The organism is Spirochaetota bacterium, assembly GCA_038043445.1.
GTDB lineage: Bacteria > Spirochaetota > Brachyspiria > Brachyspirales > JACRPF01 > JBBTBY01.
The window spans coordinates 1-14,904 of the sequence record JBBTBY010000031.1; the positions used below are offsets into that span (position 1 = coordinate 1).

Here is a 14,904-nt window from a genome sequence, read left to right on the forward strand (position 1 = left end):
TCGGCAACACTGTGCGGGGTGTCGGCAACACTGTGCGGGGAGTCGGCAACACTGTGCGGGGAGTCGGCAACACTGTGCGGGGAGTCGGCAACGCGTGCGCCATGGAGGGCGCTGCTGGCGCGAGGCAGGATGCCGATTTGCGCCATGCTGTGCGGGCGGGGTTGGTATTCATGATGGCGAGTGGCGGATTATAATGAGAAAAATGTCACGCGGATTTCGCTGATGGGCGCAGATAAGCGGTGAACATCTGCGACATCTGCGTGAGATATTCTTCCATAAATTGAATACGGCATAATGTTTGCCGCAAGAAAAGGTACTCTGCGACGTTCAGACTGTTGCGAAAATATCGATCTTTGGCATCGATAGGAGTGCGGTCATTATAACATCATCAGAACCGTTGAGAACAAGGGGTCGCGACCCCTTGTTCTCTCTTTTCGCGACGGGCTCACGTTACTTTTTGACTTTTTTCCTATTCCGCCCTATAGTCTGAGAATGGAACATCGCAGGAATCATTTAAATGTTTTCTGGATATTAAAAGTTATGCCACCAATTAAGAAAGAATTAAAATGAATAGAATATTAAATAAATTCAAGGAATATAAATTACGAAATCAATTATTGCTCATGGTTGTATACGAATTAATATCAAATATTGGAATAATAATTATATATCCAACTCTAATTCGTATATTTCACTACTCATTTTATATTCCTCACGTAATTTCGATTATAACAATTATAATAACAATATTATTTGGAATAAGAATAAAAAATATTCCAATAAGAATAATATCAATAATAATATTTATAATAATAACAGTTTATTCATTCATGATCGGCGGATTATTTGCTGGAGAAGCAATGTGAATAAAATGAAATTAATAAAGAAAAAAGATGGCATAACAAGCGAGTGGAGCGGACAAGTGAGTACACTTGCCGCTCACTCTTCCGTTGGCGCAATTAAGGAGAATAAATGAGAAATATAAAAGTATTATTATTAATAACGGCAATTATAACGGTTATATACGGAATGACAAAGATTAATAGCAAATCAATTAATCACGTAAACGATACAGCTAAATTATTTAATAGCAATGAAATATATCAATTAAATTCAATGTTGAGTTCATTTTCTTCAGATTACGGTCCACAAATCGTTGTAATGACAATACAACAACTACCAACAAATCAGACTATTGAAGAATATTCTATAAATATTGCAAATAATCTACGAATTGGCCGAAAAAAATATGATGATGGTCTTCTTATTTTATTTTCATTAAATGATCGTTCAATACGAATTGAAGTAGGTTATGGACTTGAAAAAATAATACGTGATGATATTGCAGCAAATATCATTCGCTATCAAATAGCACCACAATTTAAAAATAAAATGTTCTATGACGGCATCAATAATGCATTATTTGAGATAACTAATGAAATAATTAGAAATAAAAAACTGATTGGTGATAAAAAAGGAATAAAATATGAATAATATGCGCCCAACAGACGGGTGCAGCAGACAAGCGAGTACGCTTGCCGCTGACCCTTCCGTTGGCCAGAATGTTAATAATGAATAGAATATTTTTTATTCTTATACTTTTATTGACAAGTCATCATGCTATATATACAAACGACAGTAACAAATCAAATATAGATTTTGAAAATAGTAAAAATTACAAACTGCTGGATAATTATTTATTATTTGGGGCAACATTTGGTACACCAACAATAATTAATATAAATATTGGCTATCATACTAAATATTTCGGTGTACAATTATCTGGATTATATTTAATTGAAATACATGGCGCACAAATAAATGTGATGGGAATATTACAAAATAGTGAGCATGTTTTATTAGGATTTTCACTAATTGGTGGATATACTCCTCTATTAAGTTTTAAAGGCGGGAAGACATCGTTTAGTCCTTTTGTAGGTGGTACTGCAAATATAAATCTTAGTATATTTTACATCGAAATCGGGTTAGCAAAACATTTCGATAGCTATGAAAGCTATGAAATGATTAGATTGAAATTTCAACTTGGAATATTATTCAGATTGAATAGAGAATATAAGACTGGTCAACAAGGTGGAGCCGACAAATGAGTACATTTGCCGCTCACCCTTCCGTTGGGCATGTAAAAAAGGAGAATAAATGAAAACTATAAAAGCATTATTATTTTTGATAATATGTGTATCATGCGCAACTGCTCCCAAAAATGAATTTTATGAACGGATGACAATAAATGGAGTATGGGAAGTAGTTTTTCGTGGTTATCAATATAATATGTCAAAAGAAAAAGCGAAAAGCATTTGCATGCGAAGATGTGCTGATTTAACATTACGAGAAGGTGAAAATTATTTTAAAATATGTTCTGACCCATATTCAATTACTGAAAATAAAGCAACAGGCAGAATAGATGACGGTAATTATTTTGTAATTGGTGATCAAATTAAACATACAATAACATCTCCAAAATATTCTGGAAGCAATCCAAAAGCAACCTTTTATATAAAGTTTATAACAAAAGAAGAATATGATGAAAATCATTTAAACTATCCAGATGTATTTTTTAATGCAAAATATGTTAGATCAACAAACCCGAAAGAATAATTATAAGACACGCCCAACAAGCGTCTATGATAAAAGTCAAAGTATTGCGCGTACGCATTCAGAGAGAACTCATCGCCAACCCTTCAATTGGATAGAACCTATATGAAAACGATATCTCTGTTCCTATTTGCGTTGATATCAGTATTTTGTTACAGCAGAGAAAACATCTCGCTCCATGTGTTCGTTTCATTATGCGACAATGAATATCAGGGGATAGTCCCCGTCCCGAAGAACATCGGTAATGGCGATGACCCGAATAATAATCTATACTGGGGATTATCTGAAGGGGTCAGGGGTAATTTCAATAAGAACAAAAAATGGGAGCTTGTATACAACAGGAAATATACGAATACCGCTGTCAGCCCAATAGTATATGAGCGATGCGTTTATAGATCATTAGATACGAATTTCTTCCTGATCGCTGATGCGTACCGGGGCAGAGAAATATACGCCGCTACCGTTGATTTCTTATCAGCTTCAATAAATCACAGGGATGAATATCTCAGTATAACGAACAAGGGCGTCGTATATATCATCCCGGTCGGAAGGGGCGCAAGGAATATCGCATATATCGGGCATAATGGCTTAATGGATTTCGCATTGCCGAATATCCCCATTGAGAATCAAAACAACAGGAAAAACGCCATTGTTTTATGCTGCAAGAGCATGCACTATTTTGAACATGTTCTGAGGAAGAACGGTGCAAATCCCGTATTATTGACGAAGCAGCTCATGTATCCGGCATCGTGCATACTCGAGAATGTAATGTACGGCATGATGCGCAACGAATCAAAAAAGCAGCTGTTGCACCGCGCCGCCGAAGCATATGCAAAAAATCAGAATATCTCGGTACGATCAGCATCGGGAATATTCTATGAAATGGAATGAATACCAGACAAAAACATCATGAATATCAATTCCATATTCTTGATACATCCGAGTTAAGATATATCTCGGTCTTTCACTCACAAAAAAGTTTTTCTGCACGAAGCGAGCGGCGTGTGATTGCGAAACGATTATGTCCGAGCCTACACGGATGTAGTATATAAGCACGACAGGATTGAAAATTTACTTTCAGGAATAAATAGGAATGAAAAGATATCGCGAGGACATTTCGAGCGAAGAACACGATGTTCTGAGCGATTTCGCGATCACACGCTGCCGCGTAGTGCAGAAAAAACGCCCAAATTTCCCCGGCGCGCGCAGCCTACCCCACCCTCGCCACCACATACGGCCCCTTCGGTATCACCGCAATACGCGCCGACGGCCCATAGTCCTTAAGGCATTGTGCAATGCCGTCCTCTACGCTCGCTATCGGCGTAACGCCGTATCTCGATAATTTCTCAGCCGGTATTCCCTCGGTGTACACCATAACGCGCACTTTCATGACGGCCTTGCAGAGCTCTTCTACTTCCCATTGCTCGGACTTGAAGAAACCGGGCGCGAGTATCATCTTCATGAACGCCTCGGGTGTGGTGAACGCCTCAAGGAGATCGATGAACGCAATGCTCCCGACACCTTTTTCACAGCGGCTTGCTATGATAATGGTGCCGCCGGGGCGCACGATATCGAGCGCAGAGACCATGCCTTTCACGGTCTGATAGAAATTCAGGTCCAGCGGATAACCGGAGTTCGTGGTCACGACGACATCCGCTTCGCGGTCGATGGTGTCGATGCAGAGCGATGACACGAAAGCGACACCCGCTTCATGCGCCTTGAAAAGATCGCCGGCGAATATCCCGGTAATGCGCTTTTCCTCATCGATGGTGACGTTGAGGATGAGATCCGCACCGCCCGCCATGCGCGCGACCTCGCTTATTTCGTCATGGAACGGATTGCCGGGGATGGCGCCGTTCTTCGAGCGCGCGTCCTCGAGGAATTTCGGCGAATGCATTGAGTGCACGGTTTCAGAGGCAACGATGCCGGGACATATCAGCTTGCGTCCGCCGGAAAAGCCCGCCATGAAATGCGGCTCGATGAGCCCGGTGAGTATCTTGAGATCGGCATCCAGATAATGACGATTGACCGATACACGTGAAAGCGCCTTCGTCGTGCCGATAAAGCACACTTCCTTCGCGTCGTCGGAACGATGATTGACGATAGTATAATGTGCATATACATCATCGCCGACCATGGCGCGGAGCGTTTCGCCTTCATTGGGCTCATGCGTGCCGGTGGCTATGAGTATCGTAATATCCTTTCGCAGTATGCCCGTATCCTCGATGGCCCGCAGTATCGGCGGCAGTATCAGATGATTCGGCGTCGGACGCGTCACATCGGTAATGACTACTACCGCGTTGCGTTTTCCCGCGGCAAGTTTTCTGAGCGGCATTGTCCCGATAGGATTCTCCAGCGCCTGCGCTATCGCCGTTTCAATATCAGCGACCGGACGCGCCGCTTTCATGCGAAGCACCTTGGCGATGTTCGCGTCGGGTACATCCACATCGAGACCATCTTTTCCATACGCCAGTTTGATTCTCATTTTTTCCTCAGTGCATTCGCTCCCCTTTCCCTTCTATGAGGGGAAAGGGGCTGGGGGGTTAGGGGTTCTTCTCTTTATTCTTCAGCGACTTTGCAAGCAGTTCTATCACGAACGCCGTCCCCTCTTTCATGTGATGCTGTGCCATATTATCCTGCATATGCATGACGCAGATGGGGCACCCTGTCACGACAAGATCGGCATTCGCCGCGGCAATGTTCTTCCGTTTATGCTCGTCAATGGCGAGCGCATGCTCATAATGCGTGAGCGAATAGCTCCCCGCCCCGCCGCAGCACACGGCAGCGTCCTTCATCTCGATGTACCTCACGCCGGGTATCTTCTTCAGGATATCCCGCGGCTCCTTCGTGATATTCTGCCCGCGCACCATGTGACAGGGGTCATGGTAGGTCACGGCAACATTAAGCGGTGACAGTTCTTTCGCATCTATCTTTATGAACTTCTCAATGAACTCGTGAATATCGTACACTTTCTTCCGGAAATCATCGCGGACGGTATTCTCCGGGATGAAATTGGTTATCTCGGTCTTCAATGAAAGCCCGCAGGATGAGCAGCCGACGACGATGGCATCGAGGTCATAGCCGGTGAACAACGCTAGATTGTGCTCCATAAAACGCTTCGCGCCGTCGTAATCGCCGTTCGCGAACACCGGCGTGCCGTTGCATTTCTGCGCCTTGGGGATGACGACTTCACAGCCGTAATGCGTGAGCACCGATATTATCGAATCGCCGACATTGGTATAGATATAGTTCGCCGCACAGCCGACGAAATAGCCCACGCGCATTTTCGGCTTGCCGTTCTTCGGAGGGATACGTTCCGGATATTTGCCCAAGACCGTGCGCAATGCGAATTGCGGGAATATCCTCCTGCGCGAAACGCCGAAAAGCGGGAAAAGGAATCGCACAGGATTCTTCGGCCCCATACCGAAAAGAACTCGCTGCGATATCGCCATGGCTTTCGCACCCAACGTAAGCGGCCAACGCCGCCAGAGTACGATGCGGAATATGAGCGCACGTATCAGGCCAAGCCCGGTCTGTGTTGTCGCATACCAGCGGAGGCGAAGCACCACCTCTTCGGCCTTCACGCCGGACGGACAATTCGCCGTACATGTTTTGCAGATGAGGCATTCATCGAGCGCTTCTCGTACGCGCTTCGTCACTTTCATATCGCCGTCGCTCACCATGCGCGCAAGCTTCAACTTGCCGCGCGCGACAAAGAGCTCATTCTCTAATTCCTTGAAAACAGGGCATACCGAACGGCATTTTCCGCATTTCATGCATCGCTCGAATTCATGCGCAGCGATACGCAGATGCTCACGGGCGCGATCGTGTGCGCTCACTCTCATGTTCATTCGAACATCTTCCCGGGGTTGAGGATATTGTTCGGATCGAGCGCCTTCTTTATCGTGCGGAGAAGGCCCACACCCGCGTCGCCCAATTGCGCCTTGAGGAACGGTTTCTTTTCAATGCCGATGCCGTGTTCGCCGGATATCGTTCCGCCCATTTCTATCGTAGCTGCAAAGAGCTCTTTCACCGCTGCTTCTGTCCGCTTCATAAGATCGGCGTCCTTGCTGTCGATAAGGAATGTTGGATGCAGATTACCGTCGCCGGCATGCCCGAACGTTCCGACAGTGATCGAATATTTCTTCGCTATCTCCTGCACCTTGCGCACAAGATCGGGAACGCGGCTTCGCGTGACCGTTGCATCCTCGAGCACCGTCGTCGGCTTGATGCGTGCGAGCGCAGAAAGGGCAACGCGACGCCCTTCAAAAAGCGATTCCCTCTCGGCGGCATCCTTCGCGCGGTCGAATCGATCGACCTTGTTCTTTTGTGCTACCGTTTCGACCTTTTCCATTTCCCGCATCGCCGATTCACGATAGCCGTCGGTCTCGATGAGAAGCACCGCTTCCGCATCTCGTGGCAGTCTGCATGATTTATAATCCTCGATGGCATTGATCGTGAACCGGTCCATTATCTCAAGCGTCGACGGCGTCACGCCCGCTTCGATGATCGCCGATACCGTGCGCGCCGCATCATCAAGGGAGTTATATACGGCAAGCGCCGATTCGCGATGCTCGGGCAGCGGCAGAAGCGAAAGCGTCATCTCGCTGAAAATGCCGAGCATGCCTTCGCTCCCGACGAAGAGCTGTTCGACATTGTATCCGGCGACATGCTTCACCGTCTTCGAACCGAGCGATACTATCTCACCGGAAGCAAGTATCGTACGGAGCACTTTCACGTAATCTTTCGTAACGCCGTACTTAAGCCCGCGGAGGCCGCCCGCATTCTCGGCGACATTGCCGCCGATGGTGGAGAACGCTACACTCCCGGGATCCGGCGGAAAGAACAGCCCTTTGGGGTTCGTAAGCGCATCTATCTCGCTCGTTATCACACCCGCCTCGAGCGTAATGAGCCGGTTCACGATATCGATATCCTTCACCGCTTTCATCTTGTCGAGGCAGACGACGATGCCCTTCTGCACAGGGACCGAGCCGCCGGAAAGTCCGCTCCCGGCGCCGCGCGGCGTTATCGATATGCGTTCTTCGTTCGCCAGCTTCATGAGCGATGCTATCTCGGTCTCATGCTTCGCGAACACAACGGCTTCCGGTATCGTTTCGGTATGCGCGGCATCATAGCTGTATACCGCAAGCGTTTCATTGTCGAAAAAGGCGCGATCGCCGAATATCCGTTTCAGTTCCTTGCCAATGGTCTCTTTCATCGATGGGTCCTTGTCATACTTGTTCGGCAACTAGTATAACGAAATTATCGATTTTATCAAACGAAACAGATCACCCAAATCCTCACATAAGGATTAAGAGAACCACGGAGATCACCGAGAAAAGACTGAGAAAGCACAAAAAACGACTTGAACTTTATCACCCGAGAGGTGAAACCTGCTGCGCATTATTCTCCCTGTCTTTTCATTGCATTCTCTTGTGTTCTCTGTGCCCTCAGTGGTTTTCTTTTCTTACGTGAGTATCTGAGGATCACCCGCGACACAGCGCGAGAACGTTCTTGCAATGATATCCGCACGCAACGACGCGTCGGTCAGCGCTGCTGTGCCGATCTGACGTCAGCCGGAGAGACCGGGAACGGGGACTTCGGCTACTTCACGCGGCGACTTTGGATCGGACAGATCGATGATGCGGACCCCGAACATACGGTCGGCAACGTACGCATACGGCCATGCAATGTTCCAGTGCTCGAATTTTGCCTTCCGTTCATACGTACCGAGAAGTAGCGGCGTATCGGGGTCGGCGATGTCATACATCCGCACACCGCTCGCGGTGTCGTACCACTCATGGCCCCATTCCTGCAGGAGAACAGCGGCAACTCCATCCTTGATATGAACACCCATCGCATTGCGATCGAGCTCTATTCGCGAACGCTCCCGCATCGATGCCGCATCGCATTCGAGGAACGCTATGCCGCTGAAACCCGTATACCCGTGGCTGCCGTAACGGCCGAAGGCCGCACAGAGCGTGCCGTTCTCGAACGCAAGCGATTCGACACAGCCCTCGACGACGGAGAGGGAAACACCGGGCTTCCACCCGTCGCCGCTGCGGGTGAACGAAATGACATCGCCGTGATCGCTCCCGGCAAAAAGCATCGTACCGGAATGATGTACGCTCTGCAGCCCAGGCACCATCACGCCTTCGCGCAAAAGGGGATGTTCCGCATTACTGATATCAATAGTGTAGAGGCCGCGATAGATATCGGCGACAATGAGATCGTTCCCGTCGGCGCGCATATCCCGCGGGAAACCGGACACGAAATCGGCCACATGGATGCGTACCGATTCGGTCAACGTTTCACCCGCATGCGTGAACACCGAAAGCTCCTCGCCTTCATGGAATACCTCCATGACAAAGAGCGCGCCGTTCGTGCGGGCGAGCAGATACGGTGCGCCGCGGGTATGGGCTTCGCACGTGAGCTTTGGGCGTATCGGGTCTGCGATGGAATAGGCGACTATACGATCCGACACAGCTGCATAGAGCGTTCTATCGGCGACAAGTACGGCATTTACGTTCGCGTTCGATCGTTCATTCATCCATGGACTATACCACGGAAGCCGGCTTGAGGCAATACCAGACGCATGTTCGATAGAACTCGCGATCTCGGATGTCAATAAAACCCACCTAAATGTCAACTTTCGCCGTTGTCATCCATCCCCCGCGATATTACTGTACTAGTACAATTTACTTCAGGAGTACGCATGCCGTCATATATCGACGCGAACCCGATAGCGAAAGGCCCCTTCACGCCTGCCTGGGGGTCGCTCGGGACATTCCAATGCCCGGCGTGGTTCCGCGATGCGAAATTCGGCATCTGGAGCCATTGGGGACCGCAAAGTGTGCCCATGTTCGGCGACTGGTACGCGCGGCACATGTACACCCCCGGTCATCCGCAATACAATCATCACCTGCGTACCTGCGGTCATCCGTCGAAATTCGGATGGAAGGATATGATACCGCTTTGGAAGGCCGAGCGGTTCGACCCCGAAGGCCTCATGAAGATATATACGGACGCGGGAGCGAAATACTTCGTAGCACAGGCGGCACATCACGACAATTTCGATAATTGGGATTCAAAGCATCATCGATGGAATGCGGCGACCATGGGTCCGAAGAAGGATATCGTACGGCTCTGGCATGATGCGGCGCGAAAATTCGATCTGCCGTTCGGATTGACCGAACATCTCGGCGCAGCCTATACCTGGTGGATAACGAATAAAATGGCCGATATCGATGGTGCTTTCGCCGGGGCGCCGTATGACGGCAATGACCGTGCGAACGATGATCTCTATCTCCCGCATACGAAAGCGGAGATCGAGGAAGGGATACGGCTCCACAAAGAAGGCAAACGACTGCAATGGTACACCGACAATCCGTACTGGCATGAGCGATGGTATCTGCGCGTGAAGGATATGATTGATCAATTCGAGCCCGACCTCCTCTACTCCGACGGCGAACTCCCGTTCGGCGAAACGGGGCTTGCCATAGTGGCACATCTGTACAATGTGAGCGCGAAGAGGCACGGCGGCACGAACAATGCCGTGTACAATCAGAAGAACAAAGACCCGAAATTCGCCGCGACCGGCGTCTTCGATATCGAGCGCGGACAAATGGACGAAGCCGCCTCATCTCCGTGGCAGACGGACACCTGCGTCGGCGGGTGGTTCTATGATGTGCGCCAGACCTATAAATCGGCCAAACAGATAATAGAGACCCTCGTCGACATCGTGAGCAAGAACGGCAATCTCCTTCTCAATTTCACCCAGCGCCCCGACGGTACGCTCGATGAGGAATGTCATCACATCCTGAAAGGGATAACCGCGTGGACCTCGGTGAACGGCGAGGGGATATTCGGCACGCGCCCGTGGAAAAAAGCCGCTGAGGGACCGTCGAGATTCGTGCAGAAAGCCACGTTCGAGGAAAAGCCGGTGGAATGGACGAGCGCCGATTTCAGGTTCACGCAGAAAGATGCTGCGGTGTATGCCTTCCAAATGAAATGTCCGGAGGACCGGGGGGCGTATATTCGCAGTCTCGGCCGCGCCGCAGGAAAAGTAAAAAGCGTCGCCGTACTCGGGAGCAGCGAGGCGATCACATTCCGCCAGCTTGAAGATTGCCTGTTCGTTCAGCTTCCAAAAGAGATGACCTGTCCGCATACGCCCTGCATCAAAGTAACAGTGGAACCGTGACGGATGAAGTATCGCTTGGAGGAGACGTCGCATGCATAGACAATTCGGATCGACCGGCTTACGTATCCCGCCCGTCGTCTTCGGGACGAGCTGCCTCGGCAATCTCTACGATATCGTTCCCGACGCGACAAAATCATCGCTCGTATCCGAATACATTCGCTCCGTGCCATCGCCGGCCGCTGTCGATTCCGCGGGAAAATACGGCGCGGGCCTCGCGCTCGAAGTGCTGGGGCGCGAACTCGCCGCAAGGAACGTATCACCCGATGACGTGCTCATCAGCAATAAGCTCGGATGGTATCGCGTGCCGCTCACGAACGCTGAACCGACGTTCGAACCCGGCGCATGGAAAGGATTAATGTTCGACGCGGAACAGCGCATATCGGCCGACGGCATCATCCAATGCTACGAACAGGGCTGTCGATTGCTCGGCAACTACCGCCCGTCACTCGTCTCCGTCCACGACCCCGATGAATATCTTGCCGCAGCACTTGATGAAAAAGACAAACAACGCCGCTGGAACGACATACTCGGCGCATATCGATCTCTCTTCGAGCTGAAAAAGCAAGGCAAAGTGAACGCTGTCGGCATCGGCTCCAAGGATTGGAAGGTGATACGCTCGCTTACCGATGCGGTCCCGCTCGACTGGGTGATGTTCGCCGTGAGCTTCACGATACTCGAGCATCCGAAAGAGCTCATCGCCTTCATCGCCGGCCTTCACGCGCGCGGCATCGGCATGATAAACTCCGCGGTATTCCATGCGGGCTTTCTCACCGGCGGGAAATATTTCGACTATCGCGTGCTTTCGCCGAACGACCCGAACGACGCGGCACTCTTCTCATGGCGGGAAAAGTTCAATACCATCTGCACCCGTTTCGGCGTAACGCCCGCAGCAGCATGCGTGCAATTCGCCATGTCGGCTCCCGGGATCGCATCGATCGCGCTCAATACGGGGAATCCCAAACGCGTCGCCGAGAACGTATCGCTCGCCACCGCAAGCATTCCCGACGGCTTCTGGAAGTCAATGAAAGAAGAACGCCTTATCGACAGGGACTATCCCTATGTGGAATAATTTCGAACGAGCAATGATGTGCCGTACAAGGGGGCATCGATGAAAGCAGTACATATCACCGGACCGGGGACGATAGCCATCGTCGATATACCGGCGCCAAAGCCGAAGAGCGGCGAGGCGCTGCTCAAGATACTCTACTGCGGTATATGCGGATCCGATGTGCAGACCTATACCGGCAATCAGCCGTTCGCGAGCTATCCGCGCATACCGGGGCATGAATTCTCGGCACGCATCGAAGCGATCGGAACGAACGACCGCGGTCTTACCGAAGGGATGATCGTCACCGCTGTTCCCTATTTTAATTGCGGCGCATGCCATCCCTGCCGTACCGGCAGAAAGAACTGCTGCGAGAAGAACGAGACGATGGGCGTTCAGCGCGACGGCTGTTTCGCCGAATATATCGTCATGCCCGTCGACCACATTATCGACGGCAAAAGCCTTTCGCCGAAGACGCTCTCGCTCATAGAACCGTTCTCGATAAGCGCGCATGCCATTTCGCGCGGAGGCGTACGGGCGAACGACAATGTGCTCGTCATCGGCACCGGACCGATAGGGATGTTCGCCGTCATCGCGGCAAAGCGTATCGGCGCGCGCGTCCATGCCGCCGATGTCTTCGACGATCGCCTTTCGATGGCACGTTCGCTCGGCGCCGACGGCGTCATCAATACGAAGAACGATGTCCTTAAGGAACGCGTCGCCGCGCTTACCGATGGCGCGGGCATGGACGTATGCGTAGAAGCAGCGGGCTTACCGGAAACATTCCTCGCCGCCATCGATGCGGCAGCGTTTTCCGGCACGCTCATTCTCATCGGCAACGGCAAACGCGAAACGACGTTCAATCATTCGATACTTCTCAAAAAGGAACTTTCCGTGTTCGGCTCGCGCAACAGTCTCAACGACTTCCCTCCCCTCATCGACGCGGTGGCATCCGGCCGCACCGTGATCGACCGATTGATCACCGATGTGTATCCGTTCTCCGACGCCGTTTCGGCGTTCGAACGCCTCAGGAACAACGATGGGAGTACGGCAAAAGTGCTGGTGTCATTCGAATGATGGCCGCCTGTCCTGTCATCGACGCACATGCGCATCTTTGGGAACGCATCGACGGCTTGATCGACGGTACGAGGATACGCCACATCGGCGGCGGGAGAACGACATTCCCCGGCGGCATTCGCCAGATGATGCCCGCGCTCATGCACGACGGAAAAAATACCGCCGAGCGATTCCTTGCAGCGATGGATGCCGCGGGAGTTGCCGGGGCTGTCATCACGCAGGAATACATCGACGGGATACAGAACGATTATCTTCGCTCCGTTCGCCGAAAATACCCCGCGCGCCTGCGCGTCTGCGGAATGGCGGAATTCCGCCGCCCCGGATATCTTTCAACGGTGGGACGGCTCATCAAAGCGGGTTTCGACGGGATAAAGATCCCCGCACAGCGCCTTGCATCGTTATCTCCTCGCGTCCTGCTTACTTCGGATGAGATGATGCGTGCTTTAAAATTAATGGAAAAGAACGATATATTCCTTTCCATCGATCTCGCCGACGGGGATACGCAGGTCCCGGAAATGGAGGAAATAATACGCGAATTCCCGAAGTTGAGGATCGCCATCGGCCATTTCGGCATGGTAACGCGAGACGGATGGCTTTCGCAGATACGCCTCGCACGCCATGAGAACGTCGTGGTAGAATCGGGCGGGATAACCTGGCTCTTCCACAAAGAAGCCTATCCCTTCAGAGGTGCGGTACGCGCTATACGCGAAGCCGCAGACCTGGTCGGCATCGGCAAGATCATGTGGGGCTCGGACTATCCGCGGACTATGACGGCGATAACCTATCGCATGTCATTCGATTTCATCCTCAAGAGCGGCTTTAACGAATTGGAATCATGTTCATTCCTCGGAGGCAATGCTTCCCGATTCTATCGATTCGCCCCGCCGGAGACACCCGCAGTAAAGAGCATCCTTGAGGATTGACATGGCCTCACGTAGAGAAAAACACCCGTACATGCTCGTAAAAGACCGCATCAAAGACATGGCCAGGCGCGGCATCGTCGCCCCCGGACAAGCCGTGCCTTCGGTGCGCCACATGATGCGTGTGACCGGGCTCTCGGCAGTTACCGTACAGCGCGCATACACGGAACTCAAGCAGGAGGGCGTCCTCTTCTCGCGGCACGGCGCCGGATATTTCATCGCGGATAAGAAGAAGCGTTCAAGCATCGTGGAGATATTCCTCCCGTCGGAGCATCTCACGCTGTATCTCCTCTTCCTGCAGGGCGCGCACGCCGCCGCTGCGAAAGCGGGTCTTACGCTCCGTCTCCATGACCTTGATACCGATAAGCTTGCCTGGGGGCGTGAGACGATGCGCCTTCTTTCCGACGCGAAACGTGAAGGGTCCAGCGTCATTTTCATACAGGAAGCGTTCAACGATGTCAGGGAGCGCTGCAGGGATACCGCGATTTCATCGCCGTTCGTGACCGTGGAGTGGATGCTCCCGGGTGCCGCCGCCGTTGTCAACGATTATGAGCGATCGGCGGCGATGGGGCTCGAGTATCTTGTGAAAAAGCGTTCGGCAAAGCGCATCCTTGTGCTCACGGGAAGAGAGAATCAGTACAATGCACAGCTGAAGCTGAAGGGCATTCGGGAAGCAGCAGAACGTCTCTCCATTGCCGATATCGATTATCGCGCTACCGATTTCGATGCCTATTCGGCGTACCATGAAGCCAAGCGCTATCTGAAGAACGCCCGCCCTCACGCCGTTTTCTGCGCGAACGATTACGAAGCCATCGGCGTGTGCGGGGCGCTCACCGAAGCAGGGCTGCTCCCCGGCAAGGGAGTCGCCGTGCTCGGCTACGGAAATTTCATCGACAAAGCGACATCGCATTTCCCGATAACGACCATCGATCAGCGATGGCGCGACATGGGCGAAAAAGCGGTGGATATGATAGCGGCGAAGGTCCGCGGGGAAGCCTTTGTACCGGTCATGGAAATACCGGCCCGATTCGTGAACGGCGCGACGTAGC

At 51.1% G+C, this 14,904-nt stretch carries 13 protein-coding genes; 9 read left to right on the top strand and 4 right to left on the bottom strand.

Annotation, left to right across the window (positions count from 1 at the left end):
- Positions 1-566 precede the first annotated feature (566 nt).
- From AABZ39_05130 to AABZ39_05145, 4 genes are all read left to right on the top strand, one after another.
- Positions 567-866, top strand: coding sequence for a hypothetical protein (locus tag AABZ39_05130; GenBank protein ID MEK6794137.1), 300 nt, complete (start codon positions 567-569; stop codon positions 864-866).
- 106 nt (positions 867-972) lie between these two features.
- The gene (locus AABZ39_05135) at positions 973-1,494 is read left to right on the top strand and encodes a TPM domain-containing protein (protein MEK6794138.1); all 522 of its coding nucleotides are present in this window, start codon (positions 973-975) and stop codon (positions 1,492-1,494) included.
- Positions 1,495-1,571: 77 nt separating this feature from the next.
- Positions 1,572-2,108 (top strand): hypothetical protein, encoded by a 537-nt coding sequence (locus AABZ39_05140; protein MEK6794139.1) that lies wholly within the window; start codon positions 1,572-1,574, stop codon positions 2,106-2,108.
- A 49-nt stretch (positions 2,109-2,157) separates the two neighbouring features.
- Positions 2,158-2,616, top strand: coding sequence for a hypothetical protein (locus AABZ39_05145; protein MEK6794140.1), 459 nt, complete (start codon positions 2,158-2,160; stop codon positions 2,614-2,616).
- Positions 2,617-3,823: 1,207 nt separating this feature from the next.
- On the opposite strand, the gene larA is transcribed toward AABZ39_05145, so the two are convergent.
- The 4 genes from larA to AABZ39_05165 form a co-directional block, all read right to left on the bottom strand.
- Positions 3,824-5,098: a nickel-dependent lactate racemase gene (gene larA, locus AABZ39_05150; GenBank protein MEK6794141.1), complete on the bottom strand. Its 1,275-nt coding sequence runs from the start codon at positions 5,096-5,098 to the stop codon at positions 3,824-3,826.
- A 58-nt stretch (positions 5,099-5,156) separates the two neighbouring features.
- Positions 5,157-6,452, bottom strand: a complete 1,296-nt coding sequence (locus AABZ39_05155; protein ID MEK6794142.1) for a (Fe-S)-binding protein — start codon at positions 6,450-6,452, stop codon at positions 5,157-5,159.
- Between the two features lie 8 nt (positions 6,453-6,460).
- A complete protein-coding gene (locus AABZ39_05160) occupies positions 6,461-7,831 on the bottom strand; it encodes an FAD-linked oxidase C-terminal domain-containing protein (GenBank protein MEK6794143.1) in 1,371 nt (456 codons plus the stop codon).
- A 354-nt stretch (positions 7,832-8,185) separates the two neighbouring features.
- Positions 8,186-9,163 carry a hypothetical protein gene (locus AABZ39_05165; GenBank protein MEK6794144.1) on the bottom strand — a complete coding sequence of 326 codons (978 nt, stop codon included), beginning with the start codon at positions 9,161-9,163 and terminating at the stop codon, positions 8,186-8,188.
- A 165-nt stretch (positions 9,164-9,328) separates the two neighbouring features.
- Between AABZ39_05165 and AABZ39_05170 the strand changes: the two genes are divergently transcribed.
- The 5 genes from AABZ39_05170 to AABZ39_05190 are packed head-to-tail and all read left to right on the top strand — an operon-like array spanning position 9,329 to position 14,903.
- Positions 9,329-10,813: an alpha-L-fucosidase gene (locus tag AABZ39_05170; protein ID MEK6794145.1), complete on the top strand. Its 1,485-nt coding sequence runs from the start codon at positions 9,329-9,331 to the stop codon at positions 10,811-10,813.
- Between the two features lie 31 nt (positions 10,814-10,844).
- A complete protein-coding gene (locus tag AABZ39_05175) occupies positions 10,845-11,882 on the top strand; it encodes an aldo/keto reductase (protein MEK6794146.1) in 1,038 nt (345 codons plus the stop codon).
- Between the two features lie 39 nt (positions 11,883-11,921).
- Positions 11,922-12,935, top strand: coding sequence for a zinc-binding alcohol dehydrogenase family protein (locus AABZ39_05180; protein ID MEK6794147.1), 1,014 nt, complete (start codon positions 11,922-11,924; stop codon positions 12,933-12,935).
- The gene (locus AABZ39_05185) at positions 12,935-13,858 is read left to right on the top strand and encodes an amidohydrolase family protein (protein MEK6794148.1); all 924 of its coding nucleotides are present in this window, start codon (positions 12,935-12,937) and stop codon (positions 13,856-13,858) included. The genes AABZ39_05180 and AABZ39_05185 overlap by 1 nt, the downstream gene beginning before the upstream one ends.
- Before the next feature lies 1 nt (position 13,859).
- A complete protein-coding gene (locus AABZ39_05190) occupies positions 13,860-14,903 on the top strand; it encodes a LacI family DNA-binding transcriptional regulator (protein MEK6794149.1) in 1,044 nt (347 codons plus the stop codon).
- Position 14,904: the final 1 nt, after the last annotated feature.

Excerpts from the sequence above, each read along its gene's own strand:
- AABZ39_05170 (MEK6794145.1), top strand. The coding sequence starts at position 9,329 with ATGCCGTCATATATCGACGCGAACCCGATAGCGAAAGGCCCCTTCACG.
- larA (MEK6794141.1), bottom strand. The coding sequence starts at position 5,098 with ATGAGAATCAAACTGGCGTATGGAAAAGATGGTCTCGATGTGGATGTA.
- AABZ39_05190 (MEK6794149.1), top strand. The coding sequence starts at position 13,860 with ATGGCCTCACGTAGAGAAAAACACCCGTACATGCTCGTAAAAGACCGC.
- AABZ39_05130 (MEK6794137.1), top strand. The coding sequence starts at position 567 with ATGAATAGAATATTAAATAAATTCAAGGAATATAAATTACGAAATCAA.
- AABZ39_05135 (MEK6794138.1), top strand. The coding sequence starts at position 973 with ATGAGAAATATAAAAGTATTATTATTAATAACGGCAATTATAACGGTT.
- AABZ39_05175 (MEK6794146.1), top strand. The coding sequence starts at position 10,845 with ATGCATAGACAATTCGGATCGACCGGCTTACGTATCCCGCCCGTCGTC.
- AABZ39_05165 (MEK6794144.1), bottom strand. The coding sequence starts at position 9,163 with ATGAATGAACGATCGAACGCGAACGTAAATGCCGTACTTGTCGCCGAT.
- AABZ39_05140 (MEK6794139.1), top strand. The coding sequence starts at position 1,572 with ATGAATAGAATATTTTTTATTCTTATACTTTTATTGACAAGTCATCAT.
- AABZ39_05180 (MEK6794147.1), top strand. The coding sequence starts at position 11,922 with ATGAAAGCAGTACATATCACCGGACCGGGGACGATAGCCATCGTCGAT.
- AABZ39_05145 (MEK6794140.1), top strand. The coding sequence starts at position 2,158 with ATGAAAACTATAAAAGCATTATTATTTTTGATAATATGTGTATCATGC.
- AABZ39_05185 (MEK6794148.1), top strand. The coding sequence starts at position 12,935 with ATGGCCGCCTGTCCTGTCATCGACGCACATGCGCATCTTTGGGAACGC.
- AABZ39_05160 (MEK6794143.1), bottom strand. The coding sequence starts at position 7,831 with ATGAAAGAGACCATTGGCAAGGAACTGAAACGGATATTCGGCGATCGC.